At 63.1% G+C, this 22800-nt stretch carries 25 protein-coding genes and 1 pseudogene; 18 read left to right on the plus strand and 8 right to left on the minus strand.

Translation table 11 applies throughout. From position 1 onward, the window contains the following. The first annotated feature begins 130 nt into the window (after positions 1-130). The gene (locus J7E82_RS11445) at positions 131-1195 is read left to right on the plus strand and encodes an alpha/beta fold hydrolase (RefSeq protein WP_214862734.1); all 1065 of its coding nucleotides are present in this window, start codon (positions 131-133) and stop codon (positions 1193-1195) included. 11 nt (positions 1196-1206) lie between these two features. On the opposite strand, the gene J7E82_RS11450 is transcribed toward J7E82_RS11445, so the two are convergent. Then, the gene (locus J7E82_RS11450) at positions 1207-1929 is read right to left on the minus strand and encodes a tyrosine-protein phosphatase (RefSeq protein ID WP_214862735.1); all 723 of its coding nucleotides are present in this window, start codon (positions 1927-1929) and stop codon (positions 1207-1209) included. Between the two features lie 9 nt (positions 1930-1938). After that, the gene (locus tag J7E82_RS11455; RefSeq protein ID WP_214862736.1) at positions 1939-2769 is read right to left on the minus strand and encodes an HAD-IIA family hydrolase; all 831 of its coding nucleotides are present in this window, start codon (positions 2767-2769) and stop codon (positions 1939-1941) included. A gap of 107 nt (positions 2770-2876) precedes the next feature. On the opposite strand from J7E82_RS11455, the gene J7E82_RS11460 reads away from it, so the two are divergent. The 3 genes and pseudogenes from J7E82_RS11460 (at position 2877) to J7E82_RS11470 (ending at position 5141) form a co-directional block, all read left to right on the plus strand. Further along, complete coding sequence (locus J7E82_RS11460) at positions 2877-3548, plus strand: TrmH family RNA methyltransferase (protein WP_214862737.1); 672 nt, start codon at positions 2877-2879, stop codon at positions 3546-3548. A gap of 149 nt (positions 3549-3697) precedes the next feature. Further along, positions 3698-4720: pseudogene (gene fbaA / locus J7E82_RS11465) on the plus strand (class II fructose-bisphosphate aldolase); the annotation flags it as partial. A gap of 1 nt (position 4721) precedes the next feature. After that, positions 4722-5141, plus strand: a complete 420-nt coding sequence (locus J7E82_RS11470) for a DUF3151 domain-containing protein (protein WP_214862739.1) — start codon at positions 4722-4724, stop codon at positions 5139-5141. A gap of 77 nt (positions 5142-5218) precedes the next feature. Here the strand turns inward: J7E82_RS11470 and J7E82_RS11475 are convergent, their stop codons facing one another. Then, positions 5219-5854, minus strand: coding sequence for a uracil-DNA glycosylase (locus J7E82_RS11475; protein WP_214862740.1), 636 nt, complete (start codon positions 5852-5854; stop codon positions 5219-5221). Between the two features lie 378 nt (positions 5855-6232). Here J7E82_RS11475 and J7E82_RS11480 point away from each other — a divergent pair, with 378 nt between their 5' ends. The 7 genes from J7E82_RS11480 (at position 6233) to J7E82_RS11510 (ending at position 10850) form a co-directional block, all read left to right on the plus strand. Further along, positions 6233-7522, plus strand: coding sequence for an adenylosuccinate synthase (locus tag J7E82_RS11480; RefSeq protein ID WP_214862741.1), 1290 nt, complete (start codon positions 6233-6235; stop codon positions 7520-7522). 445 nt (positions 7523-7967) lie between these two features. After that, complete coding sequence (locus J7E82_RS11485) at positions 7968-8180, plus strand: hypothetical protein (RefSeq protein ID WP_214862742.1); 213 nt, start codon at positions 7968-7970, stop codon at positions 8178-8180. A 130-nt stretch (positions 8181-8310) separates the two neighbouring features. Continuing rightward, positions 8311-8784: a hypothetical protein gene (locus J7E82_RS11490; protein ID WP_214862743.1), complete on the plus strand. Its 474-nt coding sequence runs from the start codon at positions 8311-8313 to the stop codon at positions 8782-8784. 87 nt (positions 8785-8871) lie between these two features. Then, positions 8872-9423 (plus strand): RNA polymerase sigma factor, encoded by a 552-nt coding sequence (locus J7E82_RS11495; RefSeq protein ID WP_214862744.1) that lies wholly within the window; start codon positions 8872-8874, stop codon positions 9421-9423. After that, positions 9420-10076, plus strand: coding sequence for a hypothetical protein (locus J7E82_RS11500; protein WP_214862745.1), 657 nt, complete (start codon positions 9420-9422; stop codon positions 10074-10076). Before J7E82_RS11495 ends, J7E82_RS11500 begins: the two co-directional genes overlap by 4 nt. Positions 10077-10166: 90 nt before the next feature. Further along, positions 10167-10592 (plus strand): CoA-binding protein, encoded by a 426-nt coding sequence (locus J7E82_RS11505; protein ID WP_214862746.1) that lies wholly within the window; start codon positions 10167-10169, stop codon positions 10590-10592. Positions 10593-10634: 42 nt separating this feature from the next. Then, complete coding sequence (locus J7E82_RS11510; protein ID WP_214862747.1) at positions 10635-10850, plus strand: hypothetical protein; 216 nt, start codon at positions 10635-10637, stop codon at positions 10848-10850. On the opposite strand, the gene J7E82_RS11515 is transcribed toward J7E82_RS11510, so the two are convergent. Then, the gene (locus J7E82_RS11515; protein ID WP_214862798.1) at positions 10847-12655 is read right to left on the minus strand and encodes a glycoside hydrolase family 15 protein; all 1809 of its coding nucleotides are present in this window, start codon (positions 12653-12655) and stop codon (positions 10847-10849) included. The two genes, J7E82_RS11510 and J7E82_RS11515, sit on opposite strands and share 4 nt — an antisense overlap. 129 nt (positions 12656-12784) lie before the next feature. On the opposite strand from J7E82_RS11515, the gene J7E82_RS11520 reads away from it, so the two are divergent. The 5 genes from J7E82_RS11520 to J7E82_RS11540 all read left to right on the plus strand — a co-directional run bounded on the left by J7E82_RS11520 (position 12785) and on the right by J7E82_RS11540 (position 17358). Then, entirely contained in the window at positions 12785-13192 is a 408-nt protein-coding gene (locus J7E82_RS11520; RefSeq protein ID WP_214862748.1) for an MmcQ/YjbR family DNA-binding protein, read from the plus strand. A gap of 2 nt (positions 13193-13194) precedes the next feature. Then, the gene (locus J7E82_RS11525; RefSeq protein ID WP_214862749.1) at positions 13195-13824 is read left to right on the plus strand and encodes a hypothetical protein; all 630 of its coding nucleotides are present in this window, start codon (positions 13195-13197) and stop codon (positions 13822-13824) included. 209 nt (positions 13825-14033) lie between these two features. Continuing rightward, the gene (ngcE, locus tag J7E82_RS11530; protein WP_214862750.1) at positions 14034-15440 is read left to right on the plus strand and encodes an N-acetylglucosamine/diacetylchitobiose ABC transporter substrate-binding protein; all 1407 of its coding nucleotides are present in this window, start codon (positions 14034-14036) and stop codon (positions 15438-15440) included. Between the two features lie 125 nt (positions 15441-15565). Next, entirely contained in the window at positions 15566-16465 is a 900-nt protein-coding gene (locus J7E82_RS11535; protein WP_214862799.1) for a carbohydrate ABC transporter permease, read from the plus strand. Then, entirely contained in the window at positions 16465-17358 is an 894-nt protein-coding gene (locus J7E82_RS11540; protein ID WP_214862751.1) for a carbohydrate ABC transporter permease, read from the plus strand. Before J7E82_RS11535 ends, J7E82_RS11540 begins: the two co-directional genes overlap by 1 nt. A 121-nt stretch (positions 17359-17479) precedes the next feature. Here the strand turns inward: J7E82_RS11540 and J7E82_RS11545 are convergent, their stop codons facing one another. Then, the gene (locus J7E82_RS11545) at positions 17480-18346 is read right to left on the minus strand and encodes a DUF1206 domain-containing protein (RefSeq protein ID WP_308113776.1); all 867 of its coding nucleotides are present in this window, start codon (positions 18344-18346) and stop codon (positions 17480-17482) included. A gap of 99 nt (positions 18347-18445) precedes the next feature. On the opposite strand from J7E82_RS11545, the gene J7E82_RS11550 reads away from it, so the two are divergent. Beyond that, positions 18446-18739 carry a DUF503 domain-containing protein gene (locus J7E82_RS11550; RefSeq protein WP_214862752.1) on the plus strand — a complete coding sequence of 98 codons (294 nt, stop codon included), beginning with the start codon at positions 18446-18448 and terminating at the stop codon, positions 18737-18739. An 81-nt stretch (positions 18740-18820) separates the two neighbouring features. Here J7E82_RS11550 and purL read toward each other — a convergent pair whose 3' ends face one another. The 3 genes from purL to purS are packed head-to-tail and all read right to left on the minus strand — an operon-like array spanning position 18821 to position 22177. Continuing rightward, positions 18821-21130 carry a phosphoribosylformylglycinamidine synthase subunit PurL gene (purL, locus tag J7E82_RS11555; protein ID WP_214862753.1) on the minus strand — a complete coding sequence of 770 codons (2310 nt, stop codon included), beginning with the start codon at positions 21128-21130 and terminating at the stop codon, positions 18821-18823. After that, entirely contained in the window at positions 21127-21924 is a 798-nt protein-coding gene (gene purQ / locus J7E82_RS11560; RefSeq protein WP_214862754.1) for a phosphoribosylformylglycinamidine synthase subunit PurQ, read from the minus strand. The genes purL and purQ overlap by 4 nt, the downstream gene beginning before the upstream one ends. A 1-nt stretch (position 21925) precedes the next feature. Further along, the gene (gene purS, locus J7E82_RS11565; protein ID WP_214862755.1) at positions 21926-22177 is read right to left on the minus strand and encodes a phosphoribosylformylglycinamidine synthase subunit PurS; all 252 of its coding nucleotides are present in this window, start codon (positions 22175-22177) and stop codon (positions 21926-21928) included. Between the two features lie 262 nt (positions 22178-22439). Here purS and J7E82_RS11570 point away from each other — a divergent pair, with 262 nt between their 5' ends. Continuing rightward, complete coding sequence (locus J7E82_RS11570; protein WP_214862756.1) at positions 22440-22625, plus strand: hypothetical protein; 186 nt, start codon at positions 22440-22442, stop codon at positions 22623-22625. Positions 22626-22800: the final 175 nt, after the last annotated feature.

The raw sequence follows: 22800 nt of genomic DNA on the forward strand, positions 1-22800 counted from the left end.
GCTGGCAGCCTAAACCCCAGCGTTGCCCCGACTACTTGACTCCGCCCGCTTTTAGCGACCACAACTGCGAGCTAGTTGGGGTAACGGGGGCGGAATCGCAACCCGTCCCGCAAAAAACTAAGCTTGCTGTGTGGACCATGACGCAGGGGGGCATGAGACCACAGCGGGACAAGGGCCGCTGCAGCCGCAGCAGCCGGGATTCGACGCCCGGCTCCTGCGGTCCGTTTCCGAGCTCAGAAGCTTTTCACGCCGCACATTCCTGATCGGCGCCGGTGCCTCCACTGCGCTCGCGGCGGACATGTTGATCACCCGCAGAGTGCAGTCGCAGCGTCGTTCCACGCAGATCCTGGCAGTCGGCGATGATTTCGCAGAGGCCTACCATCCCCATGCGAGCTGGATTCTTTTTCCCGGCTACAAGACGAGTTGGGAGGAGGCTCAGTGGATCCTGAACTCCCTGCGCGGTGCCCTTCGGCAGCGCGGCCAGTTGGCCGCCGTCGGATACTCCAACCTGGAACTTCACATCGACCAGGTGACGGCCGCCGTCGTCCTTCACATCCGTGCGCATCAGCTGGAGCGGCTGTACTTCTACGGCCACAGTTTCGGTGGCATGGTGGCCACGCAGGTGGCAGCGCGCTTGCGTGAGCTTCACGGCGTCCACGTTGACCTGGTCCTGTTGGACTCCACACCGTTCAACCGGTCTGATGTCCTGGACCAGAGCTGGTTCGAAGGCGTGGTGTTCCTCTACGAACGCGGGTTCCGCGTCCCCACAGTGCTGCGCGGGGGGTATGAGCTGGGGGAGCGGGTGGTCCACAAGAACGAGCGGTCATGGCAGCAGATCGTTGACCAGACCCTTGAGCAGCTATCCCCGATTGCGCCGTCCAGCGAGCTGATCCAGTCGGAATCGGCCTACATCTACCATTACGATGCAAAGCGCTTCGTGGAACAGCTCGGCCCTACCCGGATGGCCTTCATCGGCAACCCGCGCGACGAAACGGTCAACTACCAGACGGCCAGGGACAAATGGACACGGACCTTTCCGCAGAATATGGCCTCCACGGAGCACACCACAGAGGGCGCACTGCCCGCCCATGCCAGCCCGCAGTGGAACCCCTTCGTCTATCGGCCCATTGTGGAGGCGCTGCAGAACGAGCTTTTTCCCCTGCCCGTTGGCGGAGGCCGGGCGTTGGTGTACTAGCCTCGTCAGGCCTACGCGGCCCGCAACGCATCAAGTTCGACGCCGCTCAACCCGGCGTCTCGCAAGTAGCCTGCGGCATCACCGAACTCCGCGGCGAAGCCGGCGAGGAAGGTGTTCATGGCAGCTTCCGGCGACTGCAGAATCATCAGCTCGGGGCTGAACGCCTGTTCAGGCATGGCCGGAACGGCCAGCCGCCATGCAGCGGCCATGAGGCTTAGCATCTGGGGGAGTTCCGGCGTCGTTGCCGTGTAATCGTCCACGACGGTCCGGTGGTCAGCCCCTGAGGCGAGCAATGCCACGGCGGCAATAACGCCCGTCCGGTCCTTGCCCAGGGAGCAATGGATCAGGGTGCGCTTTCCCTGAGCCACGGGACGGAGTGATTCGGCCACCCATTCCGGACGCTCCCGCACCCAGCCCAGGTACAGTCCCCCGAGTTCCTCAGCCGTCACAATCGTTCCGAGGCTTTCGATGCCCGTGCGCGGCTCGAGAGGGTTGTCAAGGAACTCCACCCCCTTGGACGACCCCAACTCCTTGGACTCTGTCCCGGACAATGGCGCCCCATTCAACCCGGGCCACGGCACGATAGCGCGCTCGTACTCCGTCCGCAGGTCCACCACCGCCCGGATGCCCTGTTGTTCCAGGAAGGCCGAAGTCTCTGCCGCATCCATGCCGAACGGCTGGCTGCCTCTGAGGATTCGGCCTCCGACGATTGGCCGGAGGTTCAGCACCGCCACGGCGTTCCCCTAGATCTGGCTCTTCAAGTCCGCCACCGAGTCCAGCACCTGGTTGGGACGGAACGGGTAGGCCGCGATGTCATCCCGTTGGGTGATGCCGCTGAGGACGAGGACCGTGTGCAGCCCGGCCTCCATACCGGCGATGATGTCGGTGTCCATCCGGTCCCCAATCATGGCGGTGGTTTCGGAATGGGCGTCGATCTGGTTCATCGCGGATCGGAACATCATGGGGTTCGGCTTGCCCACGATGTAAGGGTCCCGCCCCGTGGCCTTGCTAATGAGCGCAGCGATCGCGCCCGTGGCAGGCATTGGCCCATCCTTTGACGGGCCCGTGGCGTCAGGGTTCGTCGCGATGAAGCGTGCGCCGGCTAGGATCAGGCGAATTGCCGTAGTGATGGCTTCGAAGGAGTACGTGCGGGTTTCGCCAAGTACCACGAAATCGGGGTTCTGGTCGGTGAGGATGAAGCCAGCCTCGTGCAGCGCGGTCGTCAGTCCCGCCTCGCCAATGGTGTAGGCGCGATTACCGGAATCCGAGCCCTGCACCTGGTCCTTAAGGAACTGTGCCGTGGCGAGCGCGGAGGTCCAGATGTTCTCCTCGGGAATTTCCAGGCCTGAGGCGCGGAGGCGTGCGGCGAGGTCGCGGGGCGTGAAGATCGAGTTGTTGGTCAGCACCAGGAAGCGGCGGGAGGTGTCCACCCAGCGCTGGATGAGCTCGGCCGCGCCGGGGACCGGCTGGTTTTCGTGGACCAGGACGCCGTCCATGTCTGTCAACCAGCATTCGATTTCCTGGCCATTGCGGTAGACCGCTGCCGATGTGCGTACCTGGTCTGACTCTGCCATGCTGTGCCTCCGCGGTAAGGTGCTGCTTCCGGCTCCCAGTCTTTCATCTTTCCCGGGCAGGTACACGGGCGGTCACTGCTGTTACGCTGCCCGGCTAATGTTGAGGGGTGACCGACCAGCCCCAGCCTGCCGAAACTCCCGACGCATCCGAGACGGCGGCATCCCAGCCGGAGATCGGCGTCGGGCCCTGGGAAGGCGAGTGGCCGGAAGGCGAGCATCTGGATCCTGACCTGCTGGCCGACGGCGACCGCCGCAATGTGGTGGACAAGTACCGGTATTGGAAGCATGAGGCTATCGTGGCCGACCTCGACTCCAAGCGGCACGATTTCCACATTGCCATCGAGAACTGGCAGCACGACCTCAATATCGGAACCGTGGTGCGAACCGCCAACGCCTTCCTGGCCAAGGAAGTCCACATCATTGGACGACGCCGATGGAACCGCCGAGGGGCCATGGTCACCGACCGCTACCAGCACGTCCGCCATCACCCCACCGTGGAGGATTTCGTGAGCTGGGCGCAGGGGGAGGGGCTGGCCATCATCGGCATCGATATCTTCCCGGATTCTGTGCCCCTTGAAACCTACGAACTGCCCCGCAACTGCGTCCTCGTGTTTGGGCAGGAAGGCCCTGGGTTGACCCCCGAGGTGCACGACGCCGCCGTCGCCACGTTGTCGATTGAGCAGTTCGGCTCCACGCGGTCCATGAACGCGGCCTCGGCGGCGGCCATCGCGATGCACGCGTGGATCCGCAGGCACGTCTTCGGGCAGTTGCCCCACTAGCACTGAGGGCCCTCCACGCGGCATTGCTCCTGTGTTACCGATGGGTGACCCGAAACACTGCCGTCAACGATCAATGATTAGGATGGTTCCTAGCCGTAGAGGTCTACTCAGGGTCACAAACCCACAGACGAAAACTCAGCAGAGGAGTCAGCATGCCCATTGCAACCCCAGAGATTTACTCCGAGATGATCGACCGCGCAAAGTCGGGCGGCTTCGCTTTTCCGGCAGTGAACGTCACGTCCTCCCAGACCCTCAACGCCGCGATCCGTGGCTTCGCAGAGGCAGAATCTGACGGCATCATCCAGGTTTCCACCGGTGGCGCGGCCTACTGGTCCGGCGCTTCGGTGAAGGACATGGTTGCCGGTTCCCTTGGCTTCGCCGCGTTCGCCCGCGAGGTTGCCAAGAACTACAACGTCAACATCGCCCTGCACACGGACCACTGCCCAAAGGACAAGCTGGACGGTTTCGTCCTGCCGCTGCTGGCAGCTTCCGAGGAAGCCGTCAAGGCCGGCAAGGACCCGATCTTCAACTCGCATATGTGGGACGGCTCGCACGAGAACCTGAACGAGAACCTGCGCATCGGCCGCGAACTCCTCGAGCGTGCGGCTGCCGCCAAGATCATCCTCGAAGTTGAGATCGGCACCGTCGGCGGCGAGGAAGATGGCGTCGAGAACGAGATCAACGAGAAGCTCTACACCACTACCGACGACGCCCTGGCCACCATCGAAGCCCTGGGCTCCGGCGAAAACGGCCGCTACATGACGGCCCTGACGTTCGGCAACGTCCATGGCGTCTACAAGCCGGGCAACGTCAAGCTTCGCCCGGAACTGCTCAAGCAGATCCAGACCGAGGTCGGCGCCAAGATCGGCAAGGATTCTCCGTTCGACCTCGTGTTCCACGGCGGCTCCGGCTCCAGCGAGCAGGAAATCGCTGACGCCGTCTCCTATGGCGTCATCAAGATGAACATCGACACAGATACCCAGTACGCGTTCACCCGCCCGGTCGCCGGCCACATGTTCACCAACTACGACGGCGTCCTGAAGGTCGACGGCGAGATGGGCAACAAGAAGACCTACGACCCCCGCGTTTGGGGCGCCTCAGCCGAAGCCGGCATGGCCGCCCGTATCGTCGAGGCAGCCCAGCAGCTTGGCTCGGTCGGCAAGACCTTCTAGCATGTCCGACGAGTTCCGGAAGAACCTGATGGGTCCTGAGCCGACCCTCCTGCCTGCCGAGACCGAGGTCTATGAGCAGTTGGAGTCCGGCCAGGAACCGATCGACCTCGTGGCCAAGCACCCGACGTCGTCCCTGCTCTGGGCCGTCCTCGCGGACGAAGCCTGGGGCGAGGGCCGCACTATTGAGTCCTATGCCTTTGCGCGAGTGGGCTACCACCGCGGCCTGGACTCGCTGCGCCGCAACGGCTGGCGCGGCGCGGGTCCCATCCCCTGGGAGCATGAGCCCAACCGTGGATTCTTGCGTGCCCTTTACGCACTGGGACGGGCTTCCGCGGCCATCGGCGAAGCCGAGGAGCCCGAGCGGATCGAGAAGTTCTTGAACGACTCCGACCCGACGGCCAAGGCAGCGATCGAAGGCTAGGACCTCGCACTGAAGTACGACGGCGCCCGTCACCTCGCAAGGTGACGGGCGCCGTCGTTGTTCACATCTGGGCTCGGTCAGCGTCCGGCGCGCTGCAGACCGGTGCGTGCCATCGCTTCCGCGTAGGCGGCGTGGATGCCGTCCAGGTATTCCTGCTGCCTGGCGGGGGAGCCGGCAAAGGAGCGGCCGCCGAGGGAGCGGACCTTGAAAGTTTTGAAACCGCGGCGGTGGATGCTCTGCGGTGCGGCCTTCATGAGCTGGTCTGCGAGGCGGTGGGCCTCGCTGCCGTGGGCCACCAGGGCTGAGGTCCTGGGCACAAGGGCGAGGAGCCGCAGGAGCGGCTTGAGGCCGTCCGTCACATGCGCGGGCGTGAGTTTGGGCTGTTCCTCACCGGGCTCAACCCACGGGTAAACGTTCCAGGGAATGAAGTACTCCGGACGAAGGCCCAGCTGCCACTGCATGCCGAGCATGCGGGTTGTGGCGTCAGCATCTCCCGGAGTGATGAATCCGGTCTTGGACGCCGTTCGCGCGTTGGAGAACAGGCTGATAATGCGGCAGTCGTCAATACTGTGTAGGGGGTCGACGTAGAGGACCTCGTTGCCCGGCTTGAGTTCCTTCAGGGAGTCGCAGAGTTCGTTGACCTCGGAAATGTTGGGGTCGAAGCGGCGGTTCCAAAGCTGCTCATGGAATGATTCAGTCGCCAGTTCTTGCATTGAGTATTGCGTCTCCTACGGAATTGCTGCGGGGCGCACGGTTCCGGAGGCGGGCAGGCCGCGGTCTGGGAAAGGTGCTGTTTGGGGGCTGGTCAAGCTTACCGGACGGCGGCGGCCCTCGACGGCGGGGTCCGCCGCCCAGCACCAATGTGCAACCACGGGTATTGACACAGTGGCAATGCCTTACAAGGTGGTTGCGGGGCGGATCGGATAAACTTGGCTGGTAAGAGCCCCGGAACTCTTGCATTGCGCTGTGTGTACTGAGCTGTGCGTGAACGCCAGTGAGGCCGCAGCGGTGCAGTTCGGGGCATTCTCATGTACGGCACCGAGCCCTGGTAATCCCGCCAAGGCAGGTCCGAAAGAATGGGGGAGGATCCCATGCCCGCAATCGTGATCGTCGGAGCCCAGTGGGGCGATGAAGGCAAAGGCAAAGCTACCGACCTGCTCGGCGGCCGCGTGGACTACGTGGTCAAGCCCAATGGCGGCAACAACGCCGGGCACACCGTCGTCGTCGGCGGCGAGAAGTATGAGCTCAAGCTCCTTCCGGCCGGCATCCTGAGCCCCAACGCCATTCCGATTATCGGCAACGGCTGCGTGGTCAACCTCGAAGCCCTCTTCCAGGAGATCGAAGGGCTTGAGGGCCGCGGCGCGGACACCTCCCGCCTTCGTGTCTCCGCCAATGCGCATCTTGTGGCGCCCTACCACCAGGTACTGGACAAGGTCACCGAGCGCTTCCTGGGAAGCCGCGCCATTGGTACCACCGGCCGCGGCATCGGCCCGGCCTACATGGACAAGGTGGCGCGCCTCGGCGTCCGCGTCCAGGACGTCTTTGACGAATCGATCCTGCGCCAGAAGGTTGAGGGCTCCCTCCGGCAGAAGAATGAACTTCTGGTCAAGGTCTACAACCGCCGCAGCGTTGTGGTGGAAGAGATCGTGCAGTACTTCCTGTCCTTCGCGGACCGGCTGCGCCCGCTGGTCATCGACAGCACACTGGTGCTGAACAACGCCCTCGACGAGGGCAAGGTTGTTCTCATGGAAGGCGGCCAGGCGACCTTCCTGGATGTGGACCACGGCACCTACCCGTTCGTCACGTCATCCAACCCGACGGCGGGAGGCGCATCCGTGGGTTCGGGCATCGGCCCCACCCGCATTTCGCGGTCCATCGGCATCATCAAGGCCTACACCACACGTGTCGGTGCCGGTCCGTTCCCCACGGAGCTCTTCGACGAGATGGGCGTTTACCTGCAGAAGACCGGAGGCGAGTTCGGCGTAAACACCGGCCGGCCCCGCCGCTGCGGATGGTACGACGCCGTCCTGGCCCGCCACGCATCCCGCGTCAACGGCTTCACGGACTACTTCGTCACCAAGCTGGACGTCCTCACGGGCATCGAGCAGATCCCTGTGTGCGTGGCTTACGACGTCGACGGCGTCCGCCACGACGAGATGCCCATGACCCAGACCGAGTTCCACCATGCAGTGCCGATCTTCGAGTACTTCGAGGGCTGGACCGAGGACATCACTGGCGCGCGGGCGCTGGAAGACCTCCCGGACAATGCACGGGATTACGTGCTGGCCCTTGAGAAGCTCTCCGGCACGCGCTTCTCCGCCATCGGCGTCGGTCCGGACCGCGACCAGACCATCGTGGTTCACGACCTCATCGAAGACTAAGCACAGCCAGGGCAAAATGTCGGCGGGCCACCCCAAACAGGGGCGGCCCGCCGTCGTGTTTGTAAGCCGTCGTCGTTTGTAGGTCTTGCTCCTGCAGGTCACGCGACTTCAGGAGCGAAGACCCCTCTCCGTAGGTTCGTTTTCCCTCGCTGCCGGATTGAAGAAAGGGCAGTCGCTGAGCCGGCTGAGAGCCAAGGACCTCCGCACGCCCAGCCGGGGAATCCGCGTGCCTTCAAGGCTGCAACAGCCGCTTTCCGCCAGGGTCCGTCCATACCTGGAACTGAACCCTGATTGCGTTGTGAGTGATGCAACAGCCGGTTTGCTCATCGGCACACCCTTGCCGGCTGGGATGGACAAGCTCCTCCATCTGACCTCGACCACGTCCCGAACAGGTCCCCGGCGAAGGCATGTGATTGGGCATAGTCGCGTGTTGGAGCCTGACGAGGTGATGGAGATTGATGGACTCGCCGTTACGTCGCCGGCCAGGACGTGGCTTGACCTCGCGTCAGTGCTGGACTTGGACGACCTCGTGGTGGCCGGTGACTTCCTCGTCTGCGGATATAACCGCTCGCACCGCTTCATCCAGCAGATCAGGCGGCTTGCACGAGGGAGATGCCGCAGGAACTGCAGGATTTTGGAGGGGTGCAGGAACGCTTGAAAAAACTTTTGGAATCCGCGTAACCTTTCCGTCCCCGCCGTCGATTACTTGAATGTAAGCGCCGGGCTGGGACTGTCCCCCATCAGACTCCAGCCCGGCCTTCGTTCTACCTAAAGGATGTTTTTTTCGCATGAAGAGCCTTAGCACCTCCACCAAGACCCTTATCGGCGCAGCCATCCTGGCTATCGGCGGCGTCTCCGGAATCGGCCTGGCCAACGCCGCGCAGCTGTCTGGAACCGAGCAGGTTTCCGTAGACACCGCCACCCCGGCCACTCCCGCCGTACCGTCCACCGACGACCTGCCCGCCACCCCGGCCGTTCCCGCCGTACCCGCGGCCCCCTCCGTCGAGGCCGCCGCCGAAGCTGCTTCGGACGACGCTGCCGCCAAGGCAGGCGCTGCCGCTAGCAAGGACTCCGTTGAAGCCGGCGTAGCCGTTGAAGGTGCGGCTAACGGAGCCGCCCACGCCGCCGTTACGCCTGCTGTTCCCGCCGTGCCGGCCGTACCGGCCACCGATGCAGTTGCCGTTCCTGCTGTCCCGGCCAGCCCTGCAGTCGAAGGCGGTGCCGAGGCCGATGCCTCTGCCAACGCCGAAGTTCGCAAGTAGGCTCTCCTTTCTCGAAATTCGAGTATGGGCGTGCGGCGGATAGACTTGTCCGCCGTACGCCCGTAGCAGCCACGGAAGGACAGCCACTTGGCAGCACTGCTGACCGACGAGGATTTGTCGGCCGCCCTGGCCGGCGACCCCTCGGGTTTTAGTGCTGTCTACAGGGCGCTTTCTCCGGCCGTTCTCGGCTATTTCAGGGCCAGGGGAGCGGACGACCCGGAGGCCCTCACCCAGGATGTCTTCGTGGATGTGCTTCCCAAACTGTGCGGCGTCAGCGGGGGCGAAAAAGGCCTCCGGACCTTCATCTTTTCCGTGGCCCACGCCCGGCTGGTCGACTATCGGCGGCGTGAAGCCAGGACCCCAATTCTGGGCGAATACGATCCCCTCGACGACGGCCGGCGCTCCGCTTCCGCAGAAGAGCATCTCATTGACTCGCTTGGCGGAGGCATCACAGAACTTCTCCAACTGCTTAATGACGAGCAGCGGGAGGTACTTGTTCTCCGGATCGTTGCCGATCTGTCGATCGAACAGGTGGCAGGCATCATGGATAAATCGACAGGTGCCGTCAAACAGCTTCAGCGCCGTGCCCTTGTGGCGCTCCGGGAACTCGTCACCGAGAAGGACTACACAGCATCATGACAGGCAAGCACAATTCCCATCACTTTGAGCAGGATTTGCGCATCGAGGAGATGCTGCTCGAGTCAGGCCTCGAGAACAGTGACTCACTGCATGAATCGCTCCAGGAACTGCACGCCCTCACAACGGCTGAGGCGCCCGAGCCCGGACCCGAATTGGCGGCACTGCTGTCCCCGCAGGTGCCCAGCCTTGGCAGTAGGCGGTGGAAGAAGCGTCATCGTACCGCAGTAATTAGCGCCACGGTCATCGGGGCCATGGGGCTCGGGGCCGGAGCTGTCGCTGCCGCGAATGAAGACTTCCGGGAGACTGTGGGACACACCGTCGGCGTTCTGTTCCAGCCGTCCGGCACGATTCCTCAGGAGAGCCCCGCAACGGAGAGTTCGGCTCCGTCACCCACCGACCTCCCAACGAATCGGACGCAGGACAATTCCGCGACCGTTCCCGCTCCTGCCGGTCCATCGGCTCCCGCGGGCGGCGAGGCAACTGTCAGTCCCCCAACCGGTACGGGCCCAAGGCACCCGCTGCAGCCGGTTGAGCCTCCCAAGATAGGCGAAGCCCCCATCGTGGACGGGAAGACCCTTCCGGTCCTGCCGTCTCCGGCGAAGCCGTCAGTTCCCGGACTGCCCACGGAAACTCCCGGGAAAACCGGCGAGTAAACGGTAAGGGTCACGCGTACGGGACGTGCCCGCTGGTTAGTCGGATCTTCGGCGAACTGCCGTCATAGCAGTGAGGCGTAGTCTTGAGACATGAAGCACGTCAATGATCCGGCAGTCCTTGAGCGCCTCATGCGAACAAAAGGAACGTGGGCCATCGTAGGCCTCAGCACCAATGAATGGCGCTCGGCCTACGACGTCGCGCTGTATGTGCGTGATCGCATGGGCATGGAAATCATTCCAGTCAATCTTCGCGGCGAGGACGTACACGGCGAGAAGGGCTTTAAGAGCCTGGCTGACATTCCGCCCGAAAAGCATCCCATCGACGTCGTCGACTGTTTCATCAACTCGCAAAAGGTCGGCGCTGTAATCGACCAGGCCATTGAAGTCGGGGCCAAAGCCGTCTGGCTGCAATTAGGTGTGTACGACGACGCCGCGGTGGAACGCGCCAAGGCGGCCGGACTCGATGTCATTCAGGATTCGTGCCCCGCACGCGAAGGCTGGCGTTTCGGGCTCTAGCAAGAAAACCCTCTACAAGAAGACCAGCAAGAGGAGGCAGCCATGAACGATCGCAACAAGCGTGATCCGAAGGATGCCGGGACCAGCGGACTTGCCCACGCGGACGCCGCTGGCTTCCCTGAAGAGGCGGGAAATCCCATAACCCAGCAGATGAACGCGGTAGGTCGACGACGGCGCGAAGCAGAGGAGAAGCTCTTCAAGCACCTGAAGGAAGCCGAGCATCTGGACGACGAGGCGGGCGAGGACGACCGGCCTTAGCCGCCGGCGTGTGCCGGACTGGGAATCGGCGTATCGCTGTAGTGGGCTTGGTGGTGGTGAAGCTGCAGGGCACAGTGGACCAGCGGGAAATGGCTGAAGGCCTGGGGCGTGTTGCCCAACTGCCGTCCAGTACGGGGATCCCATTCCTCGCTGAGCAGGCCCACGTCGTTCCGTAGCGCCAGCAGGCGTTCGAAGAGCTCCACGGCTTCACGTTCACGGCCGATTCCCAACAGGGCGTCGGCCAGCCAGAAGGAGCAGGCCAGGAAAACACCCTCGCCTCCGGGCAGGCCGTCCTCCGTTTCCTCCGGCCGGTAGCGCATAACAAAACCGTCCTCAGTGAGCTCCCTCTGGATTGCCCTGACCGTGCCCACCACCCGTGGATGTTTGTGGGAAAGGAACCCTACCCTGGGGATCAGGAGCAGGCTTGCGTCCAGCGCCGTGCCGCCATAGCTCTGGACAAAAGTGTTGCGTCCTTCATCGAAGCCCCGGCTCATGACGTCTGCATGGATGGTGCTCCGTAACGCTGCCCAGCGTTTGTCAGGACCCGGGAGGCCCGAGCTGCGCACACCCTTGACCATGCGATCCGCTGCCACCCAGGCCATGACTTTTGAATGCGTAAAATGGCGGCGTTCCCCGCGCACCTCCCACAATCCGTTGTCCGGGCTGTCCCAAGCGCCCTCGAGGTATTCCATCAGGGCCACCTGGATGTCCCACGACTCGTCAACCGCGGCGGGGGCGGCAGCCCGAGTCAGGGAAAGCCCGTCCAGGACCTCGCCCCAGACGTCCAGCTGGAGCTGAGCCACGGCCGCGTTACCCGTCCGCACCGGTCGGGAACCTTCGAATCCTGACAGCCAGTTCAACTGGTATTCGGGCAGCCGGCGTGTCCCGTCCAATCCATACATAATCTGCAGGTCGGAGGGGTCGCCGGCAACGGCCCGCAGAAGCCACTGGCGCCAGGCGGAAGCCTCTTCGGTGTACCCCGCCGCCAGCAAGGACTGCAGGGTCAGGGTGGCGTCCCGCAGCCAGCAGTAGCGGTAGTCCCAGTTGCGGGGACCGCCGGGTTGTTCGGGCAGCGATGTTGTTGCCGCAGCAATAATTCCGCCAGTGGGTTCGTAGGTCAGCGACTTGAGCGTGATGAGGGACCGCTCCACCGCGTCCTTGTAGACGCCCTCCATTCGTGACCTGCTGATCCATTGCTTCCAGAAGGCCTCGGTCCTTCGCAATGCGGTCACGGGATCGATGATCCGGGGCGGGGGAAGGTGGCTTGGCGCCCAGCGCAGGACGAAGGGAATCTGCTCTCCCGCATGTACTGTGAACTCGCTGTACGTGCGCAGATTCCGCCCTTCCAAGGGAGCCGGCGTGGTGAGGTAGGCGGCGTCGGGTCCTGCTATCGCGCTGAGTCCCTTCCCGCTGCGTTTGACCCAGGGAACGATCCGGCCGTAGTCGAAGCGCAGCGCCAGCTCACCCTGCATGGCTACTGATCCGCTGATCCCTTCCACAATACGGACGACATCCACGGCATCATCGCGTACAGGCATGAAATCCAGGACCCTGACGCTGCCCTCGCGGGTGTCCCATACCGTTTCCAGGATCAGCGTCCCGGGCAGGTATCGCCGTCGCGTGCAGTCTTCCGCTCCGGCCGGGTGCAGGAGCCAGCGGCCCGCCGCTGGCGAGTCCAGAAGGGCGGCGAAACAGGCAGGGGAGTCAAAACGGGGCAGGCACAGCCAATCGATTGAGCCCGAGCGGGCTACGAGAGCGGCCGTATGCAAGTCCCCGACAATCGCGTAGTCCTCGATCCTGGCCATGCCTGTCCCTTCGCTCATCGGGAACCCGTTTCACTGGTATACGTTGGGCTCAGGCTAGCCCCCGGGACTGAGGGCTTGCTAGGAATACTGCCGGGAGTGTCTGCCAGTGCATGGCTGTACGCTCGTGTCATGGACGTGGACATCCTCCGCAAAATCTGCCTCGACTTTCCAGGCGCCTTCGAAGATTTCCCGTTCGGCCCCGACACGTCCGTGTTCAAGGTCCGCGCCGCCGTGGCCGGCGGGGCGCGCAACGAGGCCAAGATGTTTGCCCTCTCAGCCATGGACCCGGACGATTTTTCCGTGAGCCTGAAGTGCGAGCCCGCGCTCGCCGTTCAGTTGCGCGCCGCACATCCGGAGATCACCGGTGCCTGGCACTTGAACAAGACGCATTGGAACGGTGTACGGCTGGACGGCTCGCTTCCCGACTCGATGGTGCGCGACATGGTGGAGGACTCCTATGACCTGGTGGTGGCCTCGCTGACCCGCAAGCAACAGCAACAACTGGGCTGGGCACGGCTCGCCAAGGAGGAAAAGTAGAGATGCTGGACCAAGACGCCCTGGATCGGCTTTGGAACTTCGAGGACCCTGCCGGCTCCGAGGCCCGGTTTAGGGATGCTATCGCTGACGGGAAGTACGACGCCGACGAGCGGGCCGAGCTCGCAACGCAGCTTGGGCGGGCCATCGGGTTGCAGGGCCGCTACGAGGAGGCCGACGCCCTGTTGGACGCGATCGACGCCGACGAGGAACCCACCGTGGCCGTGCGCATCCTCCTTGAGCGAGGGCGTTTGTTGAACTCCGGCGGCCACCCGGCCATGGCTGTCCCGCTGTTTGAACAGGCGGCCGAACTTGCCGACCACCTCGGTGAGGAATTCCTTGCCGTCGACGCCCTGCACATGCTGGCTCTTGCGGACGGCGCACATCGGGAATCATGGACTCGCAGCGCACTGGAGTATGCCTCCACTGCGACCGACCAACGGACCAGACGCTGGATGGCCCCGCTCCACATCAACCTGGGCCGGGCCTTGTATGAGGCAGGGCGCCGAACCGAAGCCATGATTGAGTTCCAGTTGGCCGAACAATGGGCGGAAAAGGCGGGAACCCCGCAGCAGCAGGAGGCTGCCCGGCAGGCTATTGCCGAATGTGCCGATGCCCTTGTTTCCGGTAACTAAGGCCCGAGCCTGAACCTGGAAAACCGCTTCCAAGGGCGCCTTGTATGTTTCCAGAATGACAAAAGTTGATTAAAACTGCCGTGAAATATTGATTTTCGAGCATCCTTGGTGAAGTATGTCACACGAAGGGCGTCAAGCAAGCGCGCCCGTCGAACCCATTCCGGGTCTCCGGCCGGGTTCGGCCATACGAGTCACTGGAGGGTTTAGAAATGAGCATTCAGCACCAGTCCGTTGCCCGTCGCGGCTTCCTTCGCGGCGCACTGGCTGCAGCCGTTCTGATACCAATGGGCGGATCGCTCGCATCCTGTGCGGGAGGGGGCGGCGGACCTGCAGGCCCCACCGGCGCGGTATCGGAAACGAATCCCTTTGGCATGGCTGACCAGTCAACCGTGGACGCTGTGATCTTCAAGGGCGGTTATGGCATCGACTACGTCGAATTCGCCGCCAAGGAATTCGAGAAAGTCCACCCAGGTTCAACCGCAAAGATCGCACCTTCGACGGACATCGCCCAGGAACTCCAGCCCCGCTTCGTCGGCGGCAACCCTCCTGACCTGATCGACAACTCGGGTGCCAAGGCCATCGGCTTCAGCACCATCCTTGCCCAACTCGAGGACCTCAACAGCGTCGTGGACGCCAAGAACCTCGAAGGAACCGTCATTAAGGACACCCTGTATCCGGGTGTGCTGGCCCCTGGCACCTTCGAGGGGAAACTTGCAGCGCTTAACTACGTCCTCACGGTGTTCGCCGTCTGGTACTCGGACTCCCTGTTCCAGGAGAACGGCTGGACCGCACCCAAGACCTGGGACGAAGCGCTGGCCCTGGGAGAGCAGGCAAAGACCAAAGGGAAATACCTCTTCTGCTGGGGCAAGGAAGCAGCCACGTACTATCAGGAGCTCGCCATAGCCTCGGCCATCAAGGAAGGCGGCGACGACGTCCGGCTGCAGCTTGAAAACCTCAAGGAGGGCTGCTGGTCCCATCCCGCCCTGCAGAGTGTCTTCCAGGCCATGGAACAAATCGTCAAAGCCGGCTACATCAAGCCCGGCGGATCGGGAACGGCTTTCACGGCGGCCCAGGCTCAGTGGAGCAATGGCCAGGAAGCGGTGCTTTACCCTTCGGGCTCCTGGATCGAGAACGAAATGAAGGATCAGACCAAGGCCGACTTCAAGATGACGGGCGCTCCCGTGCCCACCGTCTCCGGCTCTTCCAAGATGCCCTACACAGCAATGCACAGTGCGGCCGGTGAACCTTTCATCGTTCCGTCCCAGGCCAAGAACCCCGCGGGCGGCAAGGAGATGCTGCGCGTCATGCTCTCCAAGGAATCCGCCACCAACTTCGCAAAGACCAAGCTTGCGCCCACGATCGTCAAGGGAACCGTCCCGGATGACGGGTTCGGTTCCACCGCCCTGGTATCCCAGAACAAGATGCTGGAAGACGCCGGCACGGATATCTTCACATGGAACTTCGTGGACCTGTACGGTACGAACAAAGACCAGCTTGTGGTCTGGAATTCCTTCCTTGACGGAAAACTCGATACGGCGGGGCTCACCGCCGAGCTGCAGAAAATCACCGACAAAGTCCGCAATGACAGCTCGGTCAAGAAGATTGAAGTGAAGTGACGGCAGTGGTTCCACGGCAGTCCACGCAAGCGACGCCAACGCATCTTCCCGACGGCGACAGCGAGCCTGCCGCCGTCGTCATCCGGAAGCGGCGCAAGAAACTCACGTTCGACAAGGTGAGCTTCATGGCCGTTTTCCTCGGACTGCCCCTCGCGATTTACCTGCTCTTCGTGATCTCGCCCTTTGCGCAGGCCTTCTATTACTCCATGACGGACTGGAGCGGCTTCTCCCCCACCATGAACTTCACGGGCCTGGACAACTACCGGCGCATTTTCACGGATGACATCTTCATGAAGGCCATGAGCAACAACATTATCCTCGTGATCTTCCTGCCCATCATCACGATCGTCCTCAGCCTGATCCTCGCCACGTTCGTCACCGTGGGCGGCAGCAGTCGAGGACAGATCAAGGGCCTGCGCAACTCCAGCTTCTATCGGGTGGTGTCCTTCTTCCCGTACACCATTCCCGCCATTGCCATCGGCATCATGTGGGGGCAGATCTACGATCCCAGCAACGGGCTCCTCAACGGCATCCTCACCGCTATTGGACTGGAAAATTTCGAGTCATACCCATGGCTCGGAGACAAGAACACTGCCATGATCGCCACGATGTTCGTGATCGTCTGGGGCTTCGTGGGCTTCTATATGGTGCTTTTCGTCGCCGGCATCAAGGGCATCCCTGCCGAACTCTTCGAAGCCGCCCGGATCGACGGCGCCGGAAGGTTCCGCACAGCCGTCTCCATCACCATTCCTCTAATCCGGGACAACATCCAAACCGCCTACGTCTACATGGGCATCCTGGCGCTCGATGCCTTCGTCTATATGGCCGCCCTGAATTCCGGCGGCGGCCCTGACAACTCCACACTGGTGATGGCGCAGCAACTGTTCTTCACCGCCTTCAACAAGGGGCAGTTCGGGCTGGCAAGTGCCATGGGCGTCGTGCTGGCCGTGACCACCCTGATCTTCTCTGGCCTCGTGTTCCTGATGAACAGGCTTACCGGCGGCGATAAGGACGTGTCCCTCTGATGACTACCAAACTAGCCACGCAGGAACGCGTTTCCCTGCACTTCAACCCGCGCAAGCCGGCCACGAGTACCAACGACAAGATCGTCGGATCGGTTTCCCACGGGGTGCTGATGCTCTGGTCCGCAATCGTCATCCTTCCACTGCTCTGGACAGTGATGTCGTCGTTCAAGACCTCCAGCGAGATCTTCTCTTCGCCGTTCGCCCTTCCGGCGCAGTGGCGGTTCGACAACTACGCCAGGGCCTGGACGGAGGCCGGGATCGGAAGCTACTTCCTGAACTCGGTCATTGTGGTGGGGGCCGCCCTCATCATTGTGATGGTGCTGGGATCAATGTGTGCCTATGTCCTTGCCCGCTACACCTTCCCGGGGGCCAAGGCCATCTACTACCTCATGCTGGCAGGGCTGACGTTCCCGATCTTCCTCGCCATGGTTCCCCTGTTCTTCATCCTGCGGAACATGGGGCTGCTGAACACCTTGCCGGGCCTGATTGTCACGTACGTTGGCTTCGCCCTCCCGTTCACCGTGTTTTTCCTCTTCTCCTTCTTCAAGTCGCTCCCACATGAAATAACGGAGGCAGCAGCTCTGGACGGGGCGGGGGAGTGGCGAACCTTCTTCCAGGTCATGCTTCCCATGGCCAAGCCGGGACTCGCCTCCGTTGCGATCTTCAACTTCCTCGGCCTGTGGAACCAGTTCCTCATTCCGGTCTCCATCAACGCGGCGGGTCCCCGGGTCCTTTCCCAGGGGCTGGCGGCATTCGCGGGCCAGATGGGTTACGCGGTGGACTTTGGCGCCCTGTTCGCCGCGGTCACGGTGACTGTGGTGCCGGTCCTCATCATCTACATCATCTTCCAGCGCCAGCTGCAAGGGTCGGTTTCGCAGGGAACCTCCAAGTAGCAGGGAACCTCCGGTAGCCCGTGCGGCTAACCAGCAGAGAGCACGACGGCGGTCGCCCCCTTGGCGGGGCACCGCCGTCGAACTCCTTAAAGGCGCTGGGCTTGTTAGAGGCGTGGACTCTTTAGAGGCGCTGGTAGCGGGAGCGGAACACCGAGAAGACTCCATATCCCATGAGACCGACGCCTACACCCATCAGCACCCAGACGCCGAACGGCTGTTCCAGGAAGGCCTTCAGGGCGGCATCCAGCCCGCCTGACTGGGACGGGTCATGCCTGGCCGTGGCCACGATGACCAGCAGCCCGACTGCGAGGAGGGCCAGTCCCTTGGCGCAGTAGCCGAAAACTCCCATAGCGGTGAAGGCCCTTCCGGCGTTTCCTGCCGGTTTTCCTCGGAGGGCCTTCTCGTACCGACGGGTCACCCCAAGAAAGCCATATACGCAGCCCGCAGCCAGCAGTCCTGCTCCCAGCGCATAGAGGAGGAAGGTTCCGGGAGTGCTGGCCATCATGTCCGCGCTGAAGGTCTGCGACTTTTCGCGGCTGTTGGTGGGCTGGCCATTGGCGAAGCTGTAGAACGTTCCGGCAGCGGCCCCAAAGAGCAGCGACTGCCCCGCGGCCTTGAGCTTCTTCTTCAGTTTCCGGGCGCCATGGGAGCCCTTCCAACCGAAAAAGACCTGGCTGGCCATGAAGGCGGCAAGGGCGGCGCAGGCCACGAAGCAGATCCAGAGGAGCAGGCTGCCGCCAGGGGTGGCGGCCAATTGCGCGACGGCTCCAGACTGGTCGGCCACACCGGCGCTGCCTCCCGCAATCCTCAGCGCGATGAGGCCGATAAAGAAATGGATGAGGCCGGTAGCGACGTACCCGGCGCGTGCCGCGGTGTGGAGCACTTTGGAATCAGCGGCATCCTCGACGGCGTCCTCAACGGCGCCTTCGACGCGGTCAGCTGCGCGTGCGGCACTCCCGTGATTTGGGTGATGCCGCTTCTTGGCCACGAATCCTCCCTCGGATGCGCCGGAATGTTCCCATCTTGCCACCATCCGATACCGGAGGGGAGGGGCATCCAGACGGCGGGACCTCGCTACCATGGACGCATGTGGATCGGATGGATCGAGTTCGACATCCTGTTGGGCGACGTGCACAGCCTCAAGGAAAAACGGTCTGTTGTGCGGCCCCTGCTCGCCGAATTGAAGCGTCGCTTCGAGGTATCGGTGGCGGAGGTGGGCAACCACGATCAATATCGCAGGACCCAGCTTGGTGCGGGGCTCGTGGCCGCAGACCGGGGACATCTGGTCGAGGTGCTTGCCGCCGTCGAACATTTCGTGGCGGGACGGCCGGAAATCGAACTGCTAAGCGCCCGGCAACGAGAGATTCACAGCGAAGATTAAAGTAACGCGGGGTCACTTCCGGCCCATCCCAAGGGGATTTATGGGCCGGAAGTGACCCCGCGTTGCTTTAAGGAGTGGAGGCTAGCCGAAGTACTTCGGAAGGGTGGCCTCGTGCGCTTCGCGGAGCTCGTCCAGGGACAGGGCGTCCACACCGTTGATTTCCAGCTTGCCGCCGGCAGCGTCCACGACGCCGATCCGGAGGTGAGCAAAGCCGCGGGCCGTGCACATGTCCTTGAAGCGAACTTCCTCAGAGCGCGGGACGGCCACGATGGCCCTGCCCTGCGACTCGGAGAACAGCGCCGTGAACAAGTCCACGCCGTCGCGCTCCTGCAGTTCCTCCAGCGCGATCCGGGCACCCACGCCGTAGCGCAGCGAGGACTCCACGAGGGCTGCCGCAAGTCCGCCTTCGGAGAGGTCGTGCGCGGCGTCGATCATGCCGTCACGGGAGGCATTTATAAGGATCTCGCCCAGCGCGCGTTCGGCGGCGAGGTCAACCTTCGGCGGCAACCCACCAAGGTGTCCACGCAAGTTGGACCATTCCGAACCGTCCAGTTCTGCTGCCGTCGTGCCGAGCAGGTAAATGGCCTGGCCGTCCTCACGCCAGCCCGACGGCGTGCGGCGGGCGACGTCGTCGAGCTTGCCCAGCACGGCGACCACAGGGGATGGGTGGATGGGAGTGGTACCGGTCTGGTTGTAGAGCGATACGTTGCCGCCGGTGACCGGGATGCCCAGGACCATGCAGGCGTCGGAAAGGCCTCGGATAGCCTCGGCCAACTGCCACATCACGTCCGGATCCTCGGGTGAGCCGAAGTTCAGGCAGTCGCTGACGGCCATCGGCACGGCGCCGGAGGTGGCCACGTTGCGGTAGGCCTCCGCCAGCGCGAGCTGTGCGCCATGGTAGGGATCGAGGTAGGTGTAGCGGCCGTTGGCGTCGGTGGCCAGGGCCACGCCCAAGCCTGTTTCCTCGTCCACGCGGACCACTCCGGCGTCGTCGGGGAACGCCATGGAGGTGTTTCCGCCAACGTAGCGGTCGTATTGGTTGGTGATCCAGGACTTGTCGCACATGTTGGGCGAGGCAACGAGTTCGGTGACAGCAGCGGACATTTCCGCCGGTGTGGAAGGACGGCCTGCGTCCTGCACGGAACCGGTGAAGACATCGGCCTGCACGGCATCCTGCCATTCCGGGCGGGCATATGGGCGGTCGTAGACCGGACCGTCGTGGGCCACGGTGCGCGGGTCGACGTCGACGATGACCTCGCCTTCCCAGGTGATGATCAGGCGGCCGGTATCAGTCACCTCGCCCAGCCACGAGTACTCCACAGCCCACTTGTCCATCACGGCTTCGAAGGCGGCAATGTTCTCGGGCGTGACCACGGCCATCATGCGTTCCTGTGACTCGGACATCAGGATCTCGCCCGGGGTCAGGGTGGGGTCCCGCAGCAGGACGGAAGTGAGTTCAACTTCCATGCCGCCGTCACCATTGGAGGCGAGCTCCGAGGTGGCGCAGGAGATACCGGCGGCGCCGAGGTCCTGGATGCCCTCAACCAGCGATCCCTTGAACAGCTCGAGGCAGCATTCGATCAGGACCTTCTCAGCGAAGGGGTCGCCTACCTGAACGGCGGGGCGCTTGGAGGGCTTGGTGTCGTCGAAGGACTCCGAGGCCAAAACCGAAGCGCCGCCGATGCCGTCGCCGCCGGTGCGGGCGCCGAACAGCACTACCTTGTTGCCCTTTCCGGACGCATTGGCCAGGCGGATGTCTTCGTGGCGCATCACGCCGACGGCCAGCGCGTTTACCAGCGGATTGCCCTGGTACACAGAGTCGAAGACCATTTCGCCGCCGATGTTGGGCAGGCCCAGGCAGTTGCCGTAGCCGCCGATGCCAGCCACGGCGCCGTGCATAACGCGGGCGGTGTCCGGGTGGTCGATGGCACCGAAGCGCAGCGGATCCATGACGGCCACGGGACGGGCGCCCATGGAGATGATGTCACGGACAATGCCGCCGATGCCGGTGGCAGCACCCTGGTACGGCTCCACGAACGACGGCGAGTTGTGTGACTCGATCTTGAAGGTCACGGCCCAGCCGTCACCCAGGTTGGTCACGCCGGCGTTCTCGCCGATGCCAACGAGCATGTCCTTCTTCATCTCGTCCGTCACCTTCTCGCCGAACTGGCGCAGGTGGTTCTTGGAGGACTTGTAGGAGCAGTGCTCGCTCCACATCACGGAGTACATGGCGAGCTCGGCCCCTGTGGGGCGGCGGCCCAAAACCTTCACAATCTCATCGAACTCATTCCGCTTCAGGCCCAGTTCGGCCCAGGGGAGTTCGGTGTCCGGCGTCTTGGCCGCGTTCTCGACGGTGTCGATGTTGAACTTCTTGGTGGTTTCGATGCTCACTTGGCGCCTCCCACGAGCTTGTTGAGGACGGAGGTGAAGAAGCCCAGGCCGTCGGTGTCGGTGCCGCCGTTTCCGGCGGAGCCGGACAACCCAGATCCAGGTCCGAAGCCCACCTCTACTGCATGTTCCGGGTGCGGCATGAGGCCCACCACGTTGCCCGCGGAGTTGGAGATGCCGGCGATGTCGCGGCGCGAACCGTTCGGGTTAAAGCCGACATAGCGGAATACCACGCGACCCTCTGCCTCGAGGGCATCCAGGGTCTTCTCGTCGGCAATGTACTGGCCGTCCTGGTTCTTCAGGGGGATGGTGATTTCCTGGCCGGCGTCGTAATCGCCGGTCCAGTCCGTCGAGTTGTTCTCCACACGCAGCACCTGATCGCGGCAGATGAACTTCAGGTGGTCGTTCTTGATCATCGAGCCGGGCAGCAGGTGTGACTCAGTCAGGATCTGGAAGCCATTGCAGATACCCAACACGGGAAGCTTCGCGTCGGAGTTTGCGGCATCGATGATTTTGGACATGAGCGGCGCAAAGCGGGCAATAGCCCCGGCACGCAGGTAGTCACCGTAGGAGAAGCCTCCCGGGATGACGACGGCGTCGACGTCGCCGAGTTGGGTGTCGGCGTGCCAGAGCGGGACGGGGGTGCCGCCTGCCAGCCGGACTGCGCGGGCGGCGTCGCGGTCGTCCAAGGTGCCGGGGAAGGTGACGACGCCGATGCGGGCGCCAGCGAGCCCGCGAGCACCAGAAGCGTGCGCAGCGACAGCCGCGGCCTCGCCGATCAGGGGAAGGTCAGTCATGTCAGGCCTCGACGACCTCGACGTTGACGACATCTTCGATCACGGGGTTGGAGAGCAGGGTCTCTGCGGCTTCGCGTGCCTGTGCCAGGATGGCGTCGGTCACCTCCCCGTCGACCGTCAGTTCGAAGCGCTTGCCCTGGCGGACAGCGCTGAATCCGTTGAAGCCCAGGCGGGGCAGCGCGCCCACGATGGCCTTCCCCTGCGGGTCCAGAATCTCGGGCTTGGGCATGACGTCGACGACGATCCGGGGCATCCGGCAACTCCTGTGCGTGAGCGTTGGTTAAACCTTGGTTGAAGGCTGCCGCGGAGGTGCCGTCTCACGCCGTTCACTGCATCCAAACAGTGTTGAGGAACAGTGTTCAAACAGAATGAGGGGGCGCTCCGCGAGCTTGCATCCCCCATTCTACCGGCCCGTGCGCCCCATACCGCATTCGCCCCCTCAGGGGGAAGCAAGCCGGTGGGTGCGTCGCGAAAACACTGTGGTCCCGCGCGTCCTGCATCACTAGGATTACGGCATGGCCGAGAAGGGAAAATCCGTTGTGCTGCCTGTGGTAGTTGCCGCCGTTTTTGCCGGGCTGGGGCGGATGGTGGTGCAGAAAATCAAGGCGGATCGAGCGGCGAAGGAAAACCGCATCTCCGTACATCTCGATGAATCCATTCGCGCCAGGATCAGTGACGCCATAAGGCATCGGCACGGCTGAAGGCGGGGCTCAGAGCACAGTCAAAAGAGCACAGCTGTTATCCATGAGGTGGCTGCTTCCTAAAATGCGGTTTCAATTCCCTTTAGTGCCAACTTTGTTTTTAGATATGACAACTTCGAAAACAAACTTATGAAATATGTCATATTGATCCTCCGCTCGGTACTGTATAAATCCA

Origin of the sequence: Arthrobacter sp. ISL-30, from assembly GCF_018613855.1 — a bacterium.
Taxonomy (GTDB): Bacteria; Actinomycetota; Actinomycetes; order Actinomycetales; family Micrococcaceae; genus Arthrobacter.